The sequence below is a fragment of the Olsenella sp. oral taxon 807 genome (assembly GCF_001189515.2).
Taxonomy (GTDB): Bacteria; Actinomycetota; Coriobacteriia; order Coriobacteriales; family Atopobiaceae; genus Olsenella_F.
In genome coordinates this window covers 2,528,993-2,545,019 of record NZ_CP012069.2, presented here as the reverse complement: position 1 = coordinate 2,545,019, position 16,027 = coordinate 2,528,993, and the positions used below count along the sequence as shown (strand labels likewise).

The 16,027-nt window shown below is 60.6% G+C and carries 15 protein-coding genes; 10 read left to right on the top strand and 5 right to left on the bottom strand.

The window, feature by feature from the left end:
• Positions 1 to 411: 411 nt before the first annotated feature.
• Positions 412 to 663, top strand: a complete 252-nt coding sequence (locus tag ADJ70_RS10955) for a recombinase family protein (RefSeq protein WP_050341417.1) — start codon at positions 412 to 414, stop codon at positions 661 to 663.
• Complete coding sequence (locus ADJ70_RS10950) at positions 660 to 1,601, top strand: Abi family protein (protein WP_216597262.1); 942 nt, start codon at positions 660 to 662, stop codon at positions 1,599 to 1,601. The genes ADJ70_RS10955 and ADJ70_RS10950 overlap by 4 nt, the downstream gene beginning before the upstream one ends.
• Positions 1,602 to 1,920: 319 nt before the next feature.
• On the opposite strand, the gene ADJ70_RS10945 is transcribed toward ADJ70_RS10950, so the two are convergent.
• Positions 1,921 to 2,163 carry a hypothetical protein gene (locus ADJ70_RS10945; RefSeq protein ID WP_050341415.1) on the bottom strand — a complete coding sequence of 81 codons (243 nt, stop codon included), beginning with the start codon at positions 2,161 to 2,163 and terminating at the stop codon, positions 1,921 to 1,923.
• A 676-nt stretch (positions 2,164 to 2,839) separates the two neighbouring features.
• Between ADJ70_RS10945 and ADJ70_RS10940 the strand changes: the two genes are divergently transcribed.
• Entirely contained in the window at positions 2,840 to 3,469 is a 630-nt protein-coding gene (locus ADJ70_RS10940) for a type IV toxin-antitoxin system AbiEi family antitoxin domain-containing protein (protein ID WP_050341413.1), read from the top strand.
• A 143-nt stretch (positions 3,470 to 3,612) separates the two neighbouring features.
• Here the strand turns inward: ADJ70_RS10940 and ADJ70_RS10935 are convergent, their stop codons facing one another.
• The gene (locus tag ADJ70_RS10935; RefSeq protein ID WP_050340811.1) at positions 3,613 to 4,686 is read right to left on the bottom strand and encodes an IS5 family transposase; all 1,074 of its coding nucleotides are present in this window, start codon (positions 4,684 to 4,686) and stop codon (positions 3,613 to 3,615) included.
• 143 nt (positions 4,687 to 4,829) lie between these two features.
• Here ADJ70_RS10935 and ADJ70_RS10930 point away from each other — a divergent pair, with 143 nt between their 5' ends.
• The 5 genes from ADJ70_RS10930 to ADJ70_RS10910 all read left to right on the top strand — a co-directional run bounded on the left by ADJ70_RS10930 (position 4,830) and on the right by ADJ70_RS10910 (position 8,302).
• Positions 4,830 to 5,744 carry a nucleotidyl transferase AbiEii/AbiGii toxin family protein gene (locus ADJ70_RS10930; protein ID WP_050341411.1) on the top strand — a complete coding sequence of 305 codons (915 nt, stop codon included), beginning with the start codon at positions 4,830 to 4,832 and terminating at the stop codon, positions 5,742 to 5,744.
• A gap of 139 nt (positions 5,745 to 5,883) precedes the next feature.
• Positions 5,884 to 6,153 carry a hypothetical protein gene (locus ADJ70_RS10925; RefSeq protein WP_050341409.1) on the top strand — a complete coding sequence of 90 codons (270 nt, stop codon included), beginning with the start codon at positions 5,884 to 5,886 and terminating at the stop codon, positions 6,151 to 6,153.
• A gap of 257 nt (positions 6,154 to 6,410) precedes the next feature.
• A complete protein-coding gene (locus tag ADJ70_RS10920) occupies positions 6,411 to 6,584 on the top strand; it encodes a hypothetical protein (protein WP_157051515.1) in 174 nt (57 codons plus the stop codon).
• A 111-nt stretch (positions 6,585 to 6,695) separates the two neighbouring features.
• Positions 6,696 to 7,469 (top strand): ABC transporter ATP-binding protein, encoded by a 774-nt coding sequence (locus ADJ70_RS10915; RefSeq protein ID WP_216597261.1) that lies wholly within the window; start codon positions 6,696 to 6,698, stop codon positions 7,467 to 7,469.
• Positions 7,466 to 8,302, top strand: a complete 837-nt coding sequence (locus ADJ70_RS10910) for an ABC transporter permease (RefSeq protein WP_050341402.1) — start codon at positions 7,466 to 7,468, stop codon at positions 8,300 to 8,302. The genes ADJ70_RS10915 and ADJ70_RS10910 overlap by 4 nt, the downstream gene beginning before the upstream one ends.
• Positions 8,303 to 8,599: 297 nt before the next feature.
• On the opposite strand, the gene ADJ70_RS10905 is transcribed toward ADJ70_RS10910, so the two are convergent.
• Positions 8,600 to 8,806, bottom strand: a complete 207-nt coding sequence (locus ADJ70_RS10905) for a hypothetical protein (RefSeq protein ID WP_050341400.1) — start codon at positions 8,804 to 8,806, stop codon at positions 8,600 to 8,602.
• Between the two features lie 107 nt (positions 8,807 to 8,913).
• Here ADJ70_RS10905 and ADJ70_RS10900 point away from each other — a divergent pair, with 107 nt between their 5' ends.
• Positions 8,914 to 10,020 carry a Fic family protein gene (locus ADJ70_RS10900; RefSeq protein WP_050341398.1) on the top strand — a complete coding sequence of 369 codons (1,107 nt, stop codon included), beginning with the start codon at positions 8,914 to 8,916 and terminating at the stop codon, positions 10,018 to 10,020.
• A 411-nt stretch (positions 10,021 to 10,431) separates the two neighbouring features.
• Positions 10,432 to 11,154: an HD domain-containing protein gene (locus ADJ70_RS14250; protein WP_083443973.1), complete on the top strand. Its 723-nt coding sequence runs from the start codon at positions 10,432 to 10,434 to the stop codon at positions 11,152 to 11,154.
• An 829-nt stretch (positions 11,155 to 11,983) separates the two neighbouring features.
• Here the strand turns inward: ADJ70_RS14250 and ADJ70_RS10890 are convergent.
• Positions 11,984 to 12,358, bottom strand: a complete 375-nt coding sequence (locus ADJ70_RS10890; RefSeq protein WP_157051513.1) for a hypothetical protein — start codon at positions 12,356 to 12,358, stop codon at positions 11,984 to 11,986.
• 243 nt (positions 12,359 to 12,601) lie between these two features.
• On the bottom strand, positions 12,602 to 15,172 hold the full coding sequence (locus tag ADJ70_RS10885; protein WP_172674496.1) for a DUF2339 domain-containing protein: 2,571 nt from the start codon (positions 15,170 to 15,172) through the stop codon (positions 12,602 to 12,604).
• Between the last annotated feature and the right edge of the window lie 855 nt (positions 15,173 to 16,027).

Sequence of the window (16,027 nt, the reverse complement as noted above, 5' to 3'; positions counted from 1 at the left end):
GGATGTCACCAATGGGATCAAATCTCTGGCAAAGGCGATCACCACGATCAGGAGATTGACAGGACTGCCTATCTCCGAGATATAGAATCCAAAGAAGAGGCGCTGAAACAGCTCTATAGGTGATATGGGTTCTTACTTTGAACCCAGTTGCTTGCTATCAAGCAATGTTGCCGCCGGCCATACCGAATATTCTTCCGAGGGCTAATTTACCCCTTAGCGAAGGTTGGAGAGGGTCTGCTGCAGTTCATTGCGGCGTGATTTCGGCCGTGCATCACAACCCTTCGTTTCAGCATTTCAGATGCTTATCTCAGACGGGTTCGGGAACCCACCGGCACGCCCTTTCGGGGTGTTCCCAGACAACCTCGGAACATTCCCTAAAACGGCCGTTTTTGGAACGAGGATAGGAGCGATATGAGATTCGGGTATGCGCGGGTGTCGACCGAGGGGCAGGGGCTCGATCGTCAGGTCGACGCGCTCGAGAGCGCCGGATGCGAGCGCATCTACCTCGAGAAGGCGTCCGGTGCAAACCATCTCGGAGATCACGGGGGCGACCGGCATCAGCAAGAGCACGCTGTACCGAAGCCCTGCGCGCGAAGCCTACATGCCGCCGTCTGCCGAGACGGTGGCCGTACAATGTGCAGATACGGACAGGAGGGAAAATGACCAGTGACGATGCTAGCATTCGAGCGAGGAAGCCCAAGCTCACCGTCGATGAGCAGATCGATCACCTGAGGTCCAAAGGTGTGACGTTCGACCTGTGCCCAGAGGAGGACGCCCGCGAGACACTCTCCGAAAAGACGTACTACTTCAAGCTCGCGGCCTATCGCGTGCTCTTCGACAAGCGCGTCGGAGGCGAGCGTGACGGGGAGTACGTCGGGCTCGACTTCGGGCAGCTGCGCGACCTCGCGGCCATCGACCACATGCTTAGGTACACGCTGCTGCCGATGACGCTAGACATCGAGCACTTCGCCAAGGCCAAGCTCATGCGTGAGGTCACCGAGCGGGTAGGCGAGGACGGCTACTCGATCGTCGCGGACTACCTGGCGAGCCTTCCGAAGAAGAGCCTGGACATCCGCAATGGCGAGATAAGGCGCCTCGAGAACGACAGGTACAGCGGCAACCTTGTCCGCAGGTACGACGGTGCCTATCCCGTATGGGTGTTCGTCGAGCTCATCTCGTTCGGCGGGTTCATCGACTTCTACCGCTTTTGTGCCCTCAAATGGGACGATAGGGGAATGCGGAAGGAGCACTACCTGCTGAAGCAGGTCAAGGCCGTCAGAAACGCCTGCGCCCACGGCCATCGTCAACGGCTTCGCGCCCGGGGCGCCCAGCGACGTCCGGACCCCGAACGAGGTCGCCCGCGCGCTTGCGGAAATCGGACTGAACAAGCGGGCGAGGCATTCGAAAATGTCGAACTCAAGGGTCCAGCAGATAACGATGACGGCCTTCGCCTACAGGGAGCTCATCAAAGGAACCCACAGCAGGGAGATGTGCCGTATACTGGTAGACGCCTTCATCGCCAGATCAGAAGAGCGTTCGGGCTGGTATGTCCGATCGGACTATTTCCGTTCCGCCCTGGCCTTCTTGAACAGGGTGTTTGACAGATGGATCTAGGCGGTCCATAATGTATCCAGCTAAAAAATCTTAGGGTTTTGCGGGGCGGGGTTGCGAAAGCGGTCCTGCCCTAGTTTTTTTGCCCATAGCCCGCGACGGAAGGTGCTCGACACGTTGTTGTTGTCAAAATACCCCCAAATCTGAGGCTTCGTGAGTTCGTGTGGGTAGAGATCGCGTCACCACCGCCCCTCCCGGCAGCGTTGGCCTCAGGTCCGAGCACCCGGGCATCACGAGGTCTATGAGGTTGCCGATGTCGTGGGACCCGTAGCCCCGCCCGGTCGCGACCCTGGCCTTGTCGCTCGCCGCCTAGGCGCGGGCGTCTGGGACCCCGAGCCCAGTCGACCTCAGGATGCCCTCCCGCTTTCGCCCCGCCTCGCGCGACAGCCGCGCGAGCGCGGGCGTCCGGCAGCGGCTGCGCCCGCGCGAGCCGGCGAGCGCCGTCCCCTGTCCCCCCGTGAGGTCCTCGGGCCTCTCGGGCAGCGGGAGCCCGGGCCCCCTAACCGCCCTCGCGTCGCCAGCCGGTCGTAGCCCTCGCAGCGTCTGCCGCACACCGGACGCCTCGGCGCGCGCCTCCGGGGCCTCGCCGAGGCGATCGCGGGGCCTCCCTCGGCCCCCGCGCCCCCGGTCACTGAGCGGCCCGGCCCCAGGGCCTCCTCGGGCACGCTGTCTGGCATGGTGGCGCCTCCTCGGTGGCCGTTCTTCCCTTGGTGGGAGAAAACAGGCCCATGCGAGCGGTAGTGCCGCTAGGTTGGCGTCTTCACCGGGGCGTCAGCTTACGCAAATCCCCGAAAAGCCTCTTGAAGTGACTGCATCCAGTGTAGTCACCCCCGACTACACGGTGGCTACACGCTTTTTCAGGTGGAAGAGTGATGGGAATCGCAGGCCAGACGGCACGCTGACTACACGGAGATGGCCGATGTGACAATCGAGTGGGAGTAGAGCAGAGGTGGCTTGCAGGTTACAACTTTACCAGCTGACCTGCAGTTATTCATAGCTTGAGTTCATCTAGAATGGACCCGTGGACGAGATTTGACCCGCCTTGCGCCCTCAAATCGACGTCGTGGGCCTTTTTCCTCATCCCTAAACCGAGATCGAGCTACCGACCTGCGACTGCGCAGCGTTCAGTGCAGATGCCAACCACCTGTGACTATTCACTTGCAGGTACGCGATAGCATCTCCTCAAACAACATGCTTGCATTGTAGCATAATATGCTACAATGCAAGCATGAAAACGATCGAAGCCATACGAGCCATCAATGACATTGCCTCTTCCCAAAGGGGGCTCTTCACCACTGCGCAGGCGGGGGTGCTGGGCGTCGAGCGATACACGCTCTCGAGGCTGGAGAGATTCGGCAACATAGAGAGGCTCGCGAAGGGTGTCTACCGCATGGGCGGTTCGCCGAGCGTGCGGGAGGAAGACGTCCTGGCGGCATGGCTGTCGATCGACCCGAGGAGGCGCCCTGGCGACATCTCGGCCGAAAGCGCGCCCGTCGCCATGGGAGCAACGGCGGCGTGGCTCTACGGGATCGGCGAGATCGGCCCTTCGCCCTACGAGTTCTGCACCCCCGAAAGAAAGCAGACCAAGCGCCCCAACCTGATCCTCAGGAAGCGTCGGCTCGACCCGAAGGACGTAGCAATCGTCTCTGGCGTCCCCGCGACGAAGCCCGGGCGCACGGTGGTCGACCTGATCGACTCTGGGGAGGATCTGAGCTTGGTTGCGAACGTGCTCGCGGACGCTCTCGGAAGGGGCCTCGTCGAAGGCGAAGGTGAACTGAGGGAATCGGTCGACGCGAGGGGGTCCAAAGTAGGTATGCCGGCGGGGGCCAGCCTGTACGATGCGCTAGGAAAGCGATGATAAAGTCGCCGATCCCGTCCCTTCGGGACCAGCATGGGTGATTTTTGACGTGAGGAGGGCTCCAACGCCCCCAAGCGGGCTACGCCGGTCTCCGGGGGCCATGCCGCAGCCTCCCAGACCATGGCGGGACGGCCAGCGGTAGGCTATGCCGCGGCCGGCGCCCCACCCTCCGCCCTCCGTCGCCGCTCCTCGAGCCTCTCGCGTTGCAGGGCTATCCTCTCCGCCGACAGCGCGAGGGGCGGCCCGCAGAGCCGCCGTCCCCGCCTCGCGATCATGCAGCCGGCTGCGGCGACGGCGGCGAAGGCCTGGTTGGACACCTTGGCGAGCCCCTTATAGCGCGTCTTCCGCAGCCCGAATATGTCCTTGACCCAGTGGAAGACGTGCTCGACGACACTGCGGGCGGCCGACTTGGCGGCCTCTGCGACCAGGTCGTCCTCGCCGACCTGCGAGCGCCTCTTGGCGACGATCCACTCGACGCCGGAGAGGGAGGGGTCGCCGGCGACCTCCGGCCTCCTCCCGACGCCGACGTAGCCGGCGTCGGCCCAGACGCGCTCGTCACCCTCGCGCACGAGGTCGGGGACCTGGTCGAGGTCGTGGACGTTCGCGGCGTCCATGCGCACCGAGTGCGGCACGCCCGTCTCGGCGTCCACGCCCACCCCGAGCTTGTACCCGAAGTGCCAGTTCTGCCCCTTCTTGGCCTGGTGGGCGTCGGGATCCCGCGCGCCGTCGGCGTTCCTCGTCGACGACGGGCTCTCGATGAAGGTGGCGTCCACGATGGTGCCCCGGCTCACGGCGAGCCCTCCGTCCGCGGCGGACCCGAAGGCCGAGGAGACCATGGCCTCGCCGACCCCGCAGCGCTCGAGCAGGTGGCGAAACTTGCACAGGGTCGTGGCGTCGGGGACCTCGAAGGGCGCCACGCCGACGAAGGAGCGCATCGTCGCGGAGTCCCAGACCTGGTCCTCGCACTCGCGGTCGGAGAGGCCGAAGCAGACCTGCACCATGTACATGCGCAGCAGCACGAGGTCGTCGACCCTCGGCCTGCCCATCGCGGGGCCGGCCCCCCTCGCCCCGGCGTCGGCCCCGCGGGCCTCCCTCACGAGGGCGAGCCAGGCGTCCCAGGGGCAGGACTTGGAGAGGCGGTCGAGGAACCGGGAGCGCCTGGTCTCGCGCTTCCGTCCCATGCCCATCTCGACGTCAGAGAATGTGAGCTGTGCCATGCGGATACCCCCAACCTAGTCGCCAACGACCTCGAATTATATCATATCCGCAGGTAGGAGGTATGGATGGACAGCGATCCGCCCCTGTCCCGGGCTTCTCGGCGGGACTTTATCATCGCTTTCCTAGCGAAAAGGCGGGACGAATGACGTACGAGAACGGCGGCCAGTTCGACAGGGCCCTGAAGAAGGCGATACGCAACAGCGGAGGCGATCCAGGAGACGGCTATCGCCAGGCTTTGCGTGACCGCTTCCTGTGCAGGGTTTTCAGCGACCCCGATGAGCGCTTCATCCTCAAGGGCGGGAGTGGGCTGCTCGCGCGCATCCCCGACGGCCGCGCCACGCGAGACATCGACTTCGTGACGGCTTCTCGAGAATCGCCTGAGGCTGCCCTTACGGCGCTCGTCGCGCTTGCTGGCAAGGATATGGGCGACTTCCTCACGTTCAAGTTGGACAAATGGGAGGAATCCCTGGATGAGAACGGCTACTCGCGCCTGCTCAAGCTGCGATTCCAGACCTTCTTGGGTCACGAGGAGAAGGACCCCATCCTCGTCGATCTGTCGCTCGACTGCAGCATCACGCAGCCCGCGGAGCGCATATCTCCCGCCAACAGGGTTTGCGTCGAGGGGCTCGAGTCGTGCGGTTATCTCGTCTATCCGCTTCCCGACCAGCTGGCCGACAAGCTGTGCGCCATAATGGAGATGCAGCCTGGTGGCTGGCCTTCATCGAGGATGAAGGACCTTGTCGATGTCGTCTACTACTCAACGAACGTCACCCTTCTCCTCAAGGATCTCGTCCGCTCGATCAAGTGCGAGTGCTCTAGGCGCGGCATGAGCGTGCCGAGGCGCTTCGAGGCACCTGCAGCTTGGGCTGGGAGCTTCGCCGCGTTCGCCAAAAAGAGCGGCGTTCCCGAGAAGTATGCCCCGTTCGAGGCGGCATCGTCGCTCGCCTCCGCGTTCTTCGATCCCGCCCTCAGGGGATTCTTCGGGCATGATGCCTCATGGGATCCCGAGTCGTTGCGCTGGAGGCAAGAGGGGTCGGCAGAGACGAAGGAAAGGTAGGCCGTATGGAGCGCCACGGGATGGGCTACGACGGGCCCTGCGACAACCCGGACTGCCCCATCCCTCGCTGGGGGAGACCCTCAAGCGCCTGAGGAAGGCCGCGAGGCTCGCCTAGGGCGACCTGGCCAAGGCCGCCGACGTGAGCCTTTTCAGCGTGCGCGCCTGCGAGCAGGGCAAGCGCTTGCCTGAGGAGATGCCGAGCGACTTCGGCATATCGGACGCCAATGCGGCCTTCCGCCACCTGCTGGAGCTGGCCCACCTCTTCGGCTTGCGCTCCGTGCGTAGCGCGGACGTGGTGGTGCTGGCCCACGCTGGCTGCAAGAAACCTATCAACAAGCCCTTCCGCGACTGGCACTTCGCCTGGGTCGAGCTGCAGGAGAACGGCGATGAGGCCGCGTATCAGAACTGAAAAGACGAATACAAAGGGGAATAATGTCTCGGATCAATCAGATAGAAGAAGTGATTATTCGCGTCGTAAATGACCGCCCATACCAAATGAGTGACCACCCAATCTCGCGTATGCGACCAGCTTGGCACTGACGCCAATCACGCCAATGCGACCGCTTCCCAGGTCTGTCCCATTCGCCATTCGGACAACGAAGGGAAGTGACGCGGACGGCGAGGAGGATAAGGGCCAAGCCGGTCCCTGGGCTGCCGGCGAGGGGCATGACCGGGAGGGAGATACGGTCGACCGGGCACATCTCCCAGAGGAGCACCAAGCTCGCGGGGGAGGCCGCCGACAAGGCTGGCCTGACCTGGGGAGACGTGGCGGACATGCCCGGCCGCGAGGCGTGCGGCCTGCTCTTCCCCGCACAGGGGGAGGCGCGGGACGCGTCTTGAGCAGGGAATATTACGAATTACCTGCTCGGGATCAAGCAGCGGCTGAAGAGGAGGCTATCACGGAGTTTCATAGGTGGATGTCTCGTGAAACCATCGGTTACAAGGATATAGATGGGTGAGCCTATATCTGGTTGGAGAGGTCGCGTAATGAGTTTAGCGATTGTGACGAAAGACATAGTGAAGAAATACGATGGTCAAAACGTCCTCGATAAGGTCAGCCTATCTGTGCTTGAAGGGGATATCTATGGGTTGGTGGGACGGAACGGCGCAGGTAAAACCACTTTTATGAAGATAGTCTGCGGCCTGTCCTCGCCGACATCCGGCTCCATGTCAATTTTGGGTGCCGACCCGCTTACCAAGGGGTCTGAATCTTTTTCTAAGATCGGATCACTAATAGAAACGCCCTGCTTCTTCCCATACATGAATGCCACCGACAACTTGATGCTGAAATGCATCTGCTGTGGCATTGACGCCCCCGACAAGCACATAAAAGAGTTACTGGAGCTTGTTGGTTTGCAGAACGTGAGAAACAAACATACCAGAGATTTCTCGCTTGGCATGCGGCAACGCTTGGGGTTGGCCATGGCGTTAATAGGGAATCCAGAGCTTCTGGTTTTGGATGAGCCTATAAATGGTCTCGATCCCCAGGGAATCGCCGAGATCCGCAGCTTAATCCTCAAAATCAACCGGGAAACAGGCACAACGATCGTCATTTCCAGCCATATCTTATCGGAATTGTCCAAAGTCGCAACCAGGTATGGCATTTTGGACTGTGGAAAGCTGGTTTACGAAAACTCGAGAGAAGCGCTTGAGGCAGAGTGCGAGAACAAGGACATGTCCTTTGAAGATTTCTACTTTCAGATCACGCAAGGAGATGGAAGATGACGCATGTGCTGAGAATGGACGTATATAGGCTTCTTAAGAGCAGGCTCTTCTATATAATACTGATCATTCTCTTGATGATCACGGTGCTCTGCGCCGTTATTGCAGACACTTCGATCCATGCGTCGCCCGCCGATACGACGTCTAGCACGTCCGAGCAGAACTCCATTGTGATAATCGACGACAGCAGTGTGTCTGAACATGACGCAAATCATTCAAATAAAGTAGATTTCATCTGCGACGTGTTTTCTGGAAATATCGTCGCTATGACGATGATCGTCTTTGCCGCCTTGTTCGCCGGGGCCTATAGAAGGACAGGGTACGAAAAGAACGTCGTTTGTTCGGTCAGGAGAAGATGGTACTTCGTCGCCTCTAACGCCGTCATCTGCCTGTTGGTCTGCGTTCTTACGGTATCGCTCTTGCTTGGGGCCTCCGCGCTGAGCAATACGCTCATCATAGCTGGGTATGCGGATCTGCCTTTTGGATCGATCTCGAAATTGGGCCGTTTCGCCGTCTCGTATTGCGCATTGCTAGTATGCGCGACGTATGTGATGTCGTGCTTCATCCGCCTCTGCAAAAACCATGTCATCGGGATCGTTGTTGCTTTGGTGTATGGAAGCGGAATCGTGTACGGCATAGTCAACCTGGCTCTCGCTCCCCTGCTTGGGCCAAGCTTTAGAATCGAAGCGTTTCTCCCGTTGGGAACAATGTATGGCCTCTCTGTGAGTATGCCGGATCAAGCATTCTGTAGAGCCATCGTCATCGCGTTGATTTTTGGAACACTCTCGGTTGCAATCGATGTGATGGCGAGCAACAAAAGAGATATCCCATGCTGAGTTCCAAAGGCCGTCCCCGAAGTCGTGGAGTTCGAGGACCTTCCTTCTGCTGACACGCATATGTGCCTCCAATGTCCATGCGGCCGCCTATTCGACCGTCATGCACAGAGGGTGCGCCGCGTGCTGACATGGGTCAGTTTAATTTGGATTGGTGGGTCAGCAGGACTGGATGGTTGGGTCAAAACGAGCGTAATTTACACTAGCAGCGCGTTTCTGCTCCTACACCAACATTCACGACGCGATCGAGCCAGCGTGATGTAGCGAAGTTTGGTGGTTTCCTCTGTCAAAGCGGCCATGCTAGAGCACCTTCTTCGAGAGCTCATCCATCATGCACGCGCGCATGAATGCGGAGAAGCTCATGCCGCGCAGCTCCGCGGCTTCCTTCGCGCTCTCTCGGAGGTTCTCGGGGATGCGGAAGGTGACCGCCACCTGCTTTCCCCCTGTGAGGTAACTGCGGATGTCGGTCTCGTCCGCATTACTCTTCACGAGCTCGCTGTACGACATGGTCCTGCCCCGTTCCTTTGCAGTTTGCAATATATTTGCTTGCTGCAAATTATATACTGTCGCAAACGGTGAATCGGCATCTTCGTGTTTAAAGACGAGGAGCATCTATGAGCTTCAAGCAGCTGGAAACGCTTCATCCTGTGCTCGCTCGGATAGACGAGCTCCAGGAAAGGGTCGACGAGGCGAAGGCGGCGCAGCCCGATGCATACGATCGCATCATGGAGTCGTGGGCAATCGAGTCCACCTACAACTCGAACAACATCGAGGGCAGCACGCTGTCTCTTAGCGACACGGCGCTGCTCTACGGCGGCGTTCAGGTGGACGGCCTGGAAGACGACATCAGGCAGGCTGAGGGCGGGTTCGCCGCGCTCAGGTTCCTGCGCTCCGTGGTGCCCGGGTGCGCACCGCTTTCAGAAGCGCTCATCAAGCGCGCCCACGAGCTCGTGTTCGCCGAGGCTAAGGACCTGGCGACGAGGGGCGTGTACCGCAAGGTCGAGGTCGAGATTACCGGGACCAGCTTCCAGCCGGCGCCGAGCACATACGTGCCCGAGCGGATGGCAGACCTGGTCGAGATGTGCGCGAACACGAATCGGCATCCGGCCATCGTCGCGGCGCTGTTCCATCTTGAGTTCGAGAGCATCCACCCGTTCGTGAACGCCAACGGGCGCACGGGCAGGCTCATAAGCAACTACCTACTCATGTCCTCGGGCTTCGAGCCTGTGAACATACAGGCGGAGTCAAGGGCGCGCTACATCGCCGCCATACGTGCCTTCCAGGAGGGCGATGACCCATACCCGTTCGCCGCGTTCTTCTGCGTCAACCTCGTGGAGCGGCAGGAGAAGGTGCTCTCGCTCCTCGTCGCGGGCGCTGCGGACGCCGATGCGCAAGCGCATTCGGAGATCGGGGTTTTCCTTCGTGACTCAGCTGATTCGAGCAATGAAATGCCCGGTGGAACCCCCAGCAGTTCCGATAACCATGCTAAGAGTTCCGATAATGGCGGAAAGAGTTCCGATAACCTTTCCGCGTCGGAACGGAAGGCGCTCTCGCACATGGAGGGAATGGAATCCGTCAGGAGCTCCGAAGTGGCTGACTTGCTTGGGATGTCGCAGCGCGGTGCGCAGAAGCTGCTCAATCGCCTCGTCGACAAGGGACTCGCCTCCTCCTTCGGGGCGAACAGGAACAGAAGATATTCGGTCGAGAAGGAGCATCGATGATGGCGCGGGCAAACCCCTCTTGCATGCCGTCCGTTAGCGACTAGGCGAGGTCGGGGGCGCCGGCCCCGGCGACGTTGGGGCTGCGGGCATCTTAGCCTGCATCCGACGTCAGCCTCTCTGGCGCGGTCCTGCCCAAGAGACGGCCCGAGACCTTCTCCGACCATCCTGTCTTTGGGTCGTGCCGCCACGACCTCTCGCAGGGGCACCGCCTGCCCCCATAGACGCTTTATCTCGGTGCCCTTGGGTCCGTCGAGATCCCCCGCCCGACCCCCTGCCATTCCTGCCTCCACATGCCAGCCTAATGGATAAGCACGAATGTTACGCTAAGAGGGTCCAGCCGCCGAGTCGAGCAGGACTACTCAACAGGCGTTATTATATAGACCTATCCGCTTGCAAGAAGAGGGCGCTGAGATGTGCGTTGATATTGGCATAGAGAACTCTCTCATTAGTTCTATTAAGGATACCTTAGATGACAGAAGTGGACATGGCCTGGATCATGTTTTGCGCGTGAGAACGCTAGCGCTATTGTTCGCAGATAGCGAGGGAGCTGATCCAGATATCGTTGAGCTCGCGAGCCTTCTGCATGATGTTGATGACTACAAACTTGTGGGCACCAATAAATCTCAAGAACTCAATAATGCAAAACGATTTCTCGAAAATGCTGGCATAGGGAGCAAGGCGTACGAAACGATCTTGCAGATCATAAGAACCATTGGATTTAGCAAACGTCTTGAAGGAGTCCGTCCAAGCACTATTGAAGGAATGGTCGTCAGCGATGCTGATATGTGCGATGCTATTGGCGCCGAAGGCATTCTTAGAGTTCATAAATATGGGATATCCAGGCAAATCCCTTTCTTCAATAAATTGCTAGTGCCTGAAGTGAACAACCTCTCTGCAGATGGATATCGGAATAATTCAAGCAAGCACAGTGTCCAACACTTCTTCGACAAATTGTTGAGAGTTCCATCAATGATGTTAACCGAGACGGGGAGAGCTGAGGCTAAAAGGCGACAAGCCATAATGATTGACTTCCTTAAGGAGTTATTCCGTGAAGAGTCCTCTAAAGATTGGAGTGAATTTCTAGCTTCCTATCTCAAGAATGATCCTAAGGTGCTGCCAAATGTAGCGCTATGACCTGGGATCTAGTATAGTTATCATAAAGTAATTGAACTGTAAGTGTGGTATAGCCCCGTTGACGAAGGGCGAGGGCGGGAGGCACGGTTTGGCAGGATTGAAGACGACGGTGCTGCTGAGCGCAAAGGACGGGGAGAGGATCGAGCGGCTGGTCCGCATACGTACGGCCCATGCCGTCACCAGCACTGATTTTGGAGGCGGTCCATGAGCTGGTGCGGCACGGGTTCCGCGTGCCCCTAGGACTTGCTCGCATCTGGTGCGGCTACTTTGACGGGAACATAGGATCGAAGAGGGTCCAGGAGAAGTGCGGCTTTCGCTACCGCCACACGGCAAAGGACGTGCCCTGCGCCATCGAGGGGCTGCTGAGAGACGAGCACGTTTCCTGCCTGGGGGGATGGGAGGGTTGGCGTTGGGCGAATCCAGCCTCCCAGTGGGGTCGGCGGTATCGCATGGCTGCCGCAGCACACCTGTCCCGCAATCACCTGCCTCGGACTTGTCGTGACCAAGCGTCCCGCGTATCTCCAACACACCCGGCGGCAAATGTGAGCTGAGTATAAGGAGGCTACCTCTCGACTACTCGACCACGGGTTAACACCCTTGACCATAGGCCAGACGGTCGGGTGCCATGGCATCAAAGGGCTCGTTCAGTATCTAAGGAAGACTGCCCCCTCCTCAATCGAGGATAGGATGCAGAGCGCTATCCATAAGGGCACTCCGCATGGATATACGTACCCTTCAAGCTCAGCGTATCAAGAAAAGGCCGCGTCCACAAGATCGTTTGCGAGGAGAAGGTCCCTCATCCTCGATCTCACGGGCACCTGTCATCACTTTAGCTATCCTGTTCGACACGCAGCAGCAGGACGGCAAGCGCACACATACCGTTTATCGCTGCCATGGCGCAGGCGATTGCGCCCGTCGTGCCTGCAGCTAGCCCCGTACCCACCCCAAAGCCGATCATGGAGCAAAGGTGAGCCGGAAGCCAAAGGCTAGAGTCCCTCCGGGCGCGGAAGAGGGAGATGAGGAACAAAACAGCCCCCATGAGCATGCAGCCAACAAAGAGCAGCCTGGCGGCGTTTGGGGTGCTCTCGGTAAAGAGGACGTCTATGCAGAGTATTCCCGCTGCGTAGAAGACACCGAGCAGAAGGCATGTGGTCGCAGCCGCACGTTGATGGCGCAGATAAAAATTCAGGTAAAGATTCAACATGATGTCCTCCACGAGCAGATGCAATGGGGGCGAGGCCATTGCGCATGGGGCCGAAGGCACCGAGACACGTTCTCTTTGCGAGACCGCTTTTGCCATGTCCTTTCCAACCACCTTTCGACCAGTAGCTCTAGAAGGACCGTGGTCCGTCGCTGAGCCGGCTCTCGAGCTTCGGGGGCGACCGAGTGTCTCGCAGGCGACCGGGTGGCGACCGGGCCGACCGCTGGCTGGTTTGGGGATCGTGCCCTACTTGCCCCCCTCGCCTACTCGTCCCCTGATGCGCTGCTCCGCGCGAGAGTAGAGCGCGCTGATGGCAAAGCAGATGGCACCACCGATGACGAACGAGACCACGCGGGCGACAGGCGAGAGAAACGCCGCGTCCACCAGCACGAGCCTGAAGACGCAGACGATAACGATCGTCAGACCGTACAGGCGTAGCGCCCTCAGGAGTGCCTTGAAACCGACGATGATGCAGATGAGAGCCGTCATCATGACGACGATTCCGGCAGCGAAGGGAATGTCCATCTGTGCAGTCGAGCATTGGGTGAGCGCTAGCCCGAGCAGCGAGAACACTATACCCTCCGCTACTTGCAGCGCCTCCGTCGGTCGGGGCCTCTCGGACAAGAAGTCCCATAGGCGCAAGCCGACGAGCGCCATCAGGATGATCAGGGACGGGACGTAGGCATAGGTATCCGGTGAGTTCGGTCGGCTAGGCAACAGGCCCGCGGCATCTCCCGTGAGAGCCCACAGGCTAACCAAAGCGGAGACAGCCAGCTCGTTGACTGCCGCCCCCATCCAAAACGTGCCGGATGCCACCCTTCGTCTCCACGCCTGAAGCGCATATACGCCGACAAGCAGTACGGCAAGAATCCCCGCGACGATTTCTTGGGCATGCTGGTAACCTGCCGCGTTCACGATGATGTGTATCGAGAGCTCGGCCACCGCCAGGCAGGTGAGCATGCGGGGGCGGAGCCTGGGAGCCTCAACATCCCCACCAAAGGCCTCGACAACTCTCGAGCGAATGCGCCACGAGAGGTATGCCAATGCCGTGAGCATCACGACATAGGTAAACGCGGTGCCCACGCCTGCTCGCTCAACCAGTTCACCGTACCCGGAGGTCAGCATCAGCAGGGCGTCCAGGCCCAAGGTGACGTCGCCGATCGACGCATACGCCGAATCGTGCATCGCGTACGCAAGCACATAGAAGTAAACGGCGACAAGAACCACATAGGAGAGATTGGGCTGGGGCAAAAGCGATAGATGCGTCGAGAGATATCGCAGTAACAGAAGAAACGCCGCCATGCCCCCCAAGAGGCAGAGGGACAGCTTGCCGAGTTCCGCATCCACCAGGCGCTTGCGCATCAGCCAGAGGATCAGCGCGACTCCTGCCGCTAGGCAGGCGATACCGATGAGCGTCGAGTGTGCCTCGGCGAGCATCACTGCGCGTGCCGCATCGTTCCCAGGGGGCACTGTGCTCGCCGAGAGGCCGCTGGCTTGGAGGATCAGCTGGCGTGCGACGGCGCATACGTCTACGAGAAGCACGCCAAACCAGGCAAGCTTGCCCATCGCGTACAGCGTCGTTGTCACGTCCCGCTCCTCTTCCTCCTTCCCAGAGAGCGCCAGCAGTAGAGAGAGGACGCTTGCGCCTGCGAACTGCAGGAAGAAGGCCACGGCAATTGGGGTGGACAGGGACGTGTCACGGGACCCCATGCCTCCCACCCCAAAGTAGTCGCGCATGAACAGGCTGGCAATCAGGGTGAGCACGAGCGAGACCAAGAGCCCGTACCGGTACGTCCGCCTCAGGCACAGGACGCTACCCGCCACGACGAGGGTGCAGGACAGCGTCTGGTACGTGATAACAAGGGGCAGGCGTGTCTCGCTGAAGCCAAAGGAGTAGGAAAAGCAGACCGAGATTACCATCCCCATATGGACCAGCACGGAGAGCGCAGTGGACTCGAACCTCCTCACGAGCACCATGCAGGCTGCCATCCAGGCGAGCATCAGGCCGAAGGCGGGTACCTCGCCAAGGTAGCGAAAGTATACGTGGGTCATGAGCACAGAGATGAATATCGCGCCCATGCCCGCCCCCAGGAGGGATATCGAGAAGGCGCTCACGCGGCGTCGCGCTGCCGCCAGCCCCGCAGACGCCAAGACGAGGCTGAGAAGCCACATGAGCGCGCAGCGGACCTCGTTGCCAAGGGTGGGGATCACGAGGATACCGAGGAAGACGAGGCCGAGGAAGACGAGGAGGACGGCAGCGAGGCCTATGACGTTTCTGCCAAACGTTCCCTCGAGCGAATCGGACCTCTCGGCGAGGTCCCTGTCCTCGGGCATTGCGGCGAAGGTAGCCGGAGCAGCCGGTATCATGCCGGGGGGTACCGGAGGTTGCCCGGAAGAGGAGATAGGTGCAGGTGGGCGCCCGGGTACCGGCGGGCGCTCGGGCGCAGACGAGAGAGGCGTCGAGGCGCCTGACTCGTAGGGCCAGGATGCTGGTGCGACGGGCGCGTTTGCGTTGGGCCAAGGGCTCGAGACACCGTGCTCGTAGGGCCAAGGACTCGGGGCATCGGACTCGTTGGCGTAGGGCCATGCCGCTGGGATGGGCGGGCCTTGTTCGCTGCCGCCATATTGTGGGGGTGCGGCCGCCGACTCCCTCTGGTCGCCGCGCGCCCTCATCTCCTCCACCTCAACTCGGCTGTTGAGATTTCGTACCCAGTCCTTGAGGGCGTCGATCTCGCGACGGCACATACGCAGCTCGGACACGCAATATGCCGCTAGGACCAGCATGACAAGAACAAAGCACTCCGTGAGGAATTGCATGAGGACCATCTCCGAGCTGTGGGCTATTCGCTCCTGTCCACATCGCCTTTACGTATTCTCGAATATAGCACATGGGGCTGAGACGAACGCTGTGGTGGCACAGAGCCGTTGTGACCAATCTCATGTCGCCGTCCCGGCATGCTGGGTGCCTCATCCTCTGCTGTGACGTTACCTATCACCTGTGATCCGCTTATCCCACAGGGCCTTGGCGCGGTCCGCGCTGCCACCTACCCCTGAACGTATCGCACGACATGTTCACCGCTGAGTGGCAGTAAGTCCGACTTTCCGGCGCTTCCTTAGCCCGCTGGACACAGACCCGAGCCGTCGCCTGCCCCGAGGGCCTGCGCCCGGCTGTGGAGACCCATGGGCCGTCGCCTGTGCGCGGCGGCCGTCTCCGGCGCCATGCGGCATGAGGCTCTCACCTACGGGCGCGCGGCGGCCGCCAGGCCTGCGGGGGACGGCGTTGGTGCTGCGGAGGAGGGCCGTGCGGCCTCACGGAGGGGCGCCTCCCGGCCCGATGCCTCACGAAAAGGCGCAGTCTGCGGCTCCCACGTTGCGCAGAATGCGCTTTTCCGTCACGTCGCCGCTCGGGAGGCGTGGGGCGCAACCCCCCGCCAGCCTGCGGGGCACTATGGAGAGTGGCCCAACTGGGCAAACGTGCTCGAGCAACCCCCCGCCAGGCTGCGGGGGGGTGCGCCGGGGCCCGCAGGCCTCGGCCGGCGGGCCCGGCCTCACGGAAAAGCGCAGTCTGGGCAGAGGGCCTCGCCGATGGCGCGCCCCGGGTCAGGCCGGGTCACCATCAGGCTGCCAGTTGTGGGCTAAGGAGGTGCCGGGAACTCAGGGTAAGGTCACCAG

Excerpts from the sequence above, each read along its gene's own strand:
- ADJ70_RS10955 (WP_050341417.1), top strand. The coding sequence starts at position 412 with ATGAGATTCGGGTATGCGCGGGTGTCGACCGAGGGGCAGGGGCTCGAT.
- ADJ70_RS10950 (WP_216597262.1), top strand. The coding sequence starts at position 660 with ATGACCAGTGACGATGCTAGCATTCGAGCGAGGAAGCCCAAGCTCACC.
- ADJ70_RS10940 (WP_050341413.1), top strand. The coding sequence starts at position 2,840 with ATGAAAACGATCGAAGCCATACGAGCCATCAATGACATTGCCTCTTCC.
- ADJ70_RS10935 (WP_050340811.1), bottom strand. The coding sequence starts at position 4,686 with ATGGCACAGCTCACATTCTCTGACGTCGAGATGGGCATGGGACGGAAG.
- ADJ70_RS10930 (WP_050341411.1), top strand. The coding sequence starts at position 4,830 with ATGACGTACGAGAACGGCGGCCAGTTCGACAGGGCCCTGAAGAAGGCG.
- ADJ70_RS10920 (WP_157051515.1), top strand. The coding sequence starts at position 6,411 with ATGACCGGGAGGGAGATACGGTCGACCGGGCACATCTCCCAGAGGAGC.
- ADJ70_RS10915 (WP_216597261.1), top strand. The coding sequence starts at position 6,696 with ATGGGTGAGCCTATATCTGGTTGGAGAGGTCGCGTAATGAGTTTAGCG.
- ADJ70_RS10910 (WP_050341402.1), top strand. The coding sequence starts at position 7,466 with ATGACGCATGTGCTGAGAATGGACGTATATAGGCTTCTTAAGAGCAGG.
- ADJ70_RS10905 (WP_050341400.1), bottom strand. The coding sequence starts at position 8,806 with ATGTCGTACAGCGAGCTCGTGAAGAGTAATGCGGACGAGACCGACATC.
- ADJ70_RS10900 (WP_050341398.1), top strand. The coding sequence starts at position 8,914 with ATGAGCTTCAAGCAGCTGGAAACGCTTCATCCTGTGCTCGCTCGGATA.
- ADJ70_RS14250 (WP_083443973.1), top strand. The coding sequence starts at position 10,432 with ATGTGCGTTGATATTGGCATAGAGAACTCTCTCATTAGTTCTATTAAG.
- ADJ70_RS10890 (WP_157051513.1), bottom strand. The coding sequence starts at position 12,358 with ATGTTGAATCTTTACCTGAATTTTTATCTGCGCCATCAACGTGCGGCT.
- ADJ70_RS10885 (WP_172674496.1), bottom strand. The coding sequence starts at position 15,172 with ATGCAATTCCTCACGGAGTGCTTTGTTCTTGTCATGCTGGTCCTAGCG.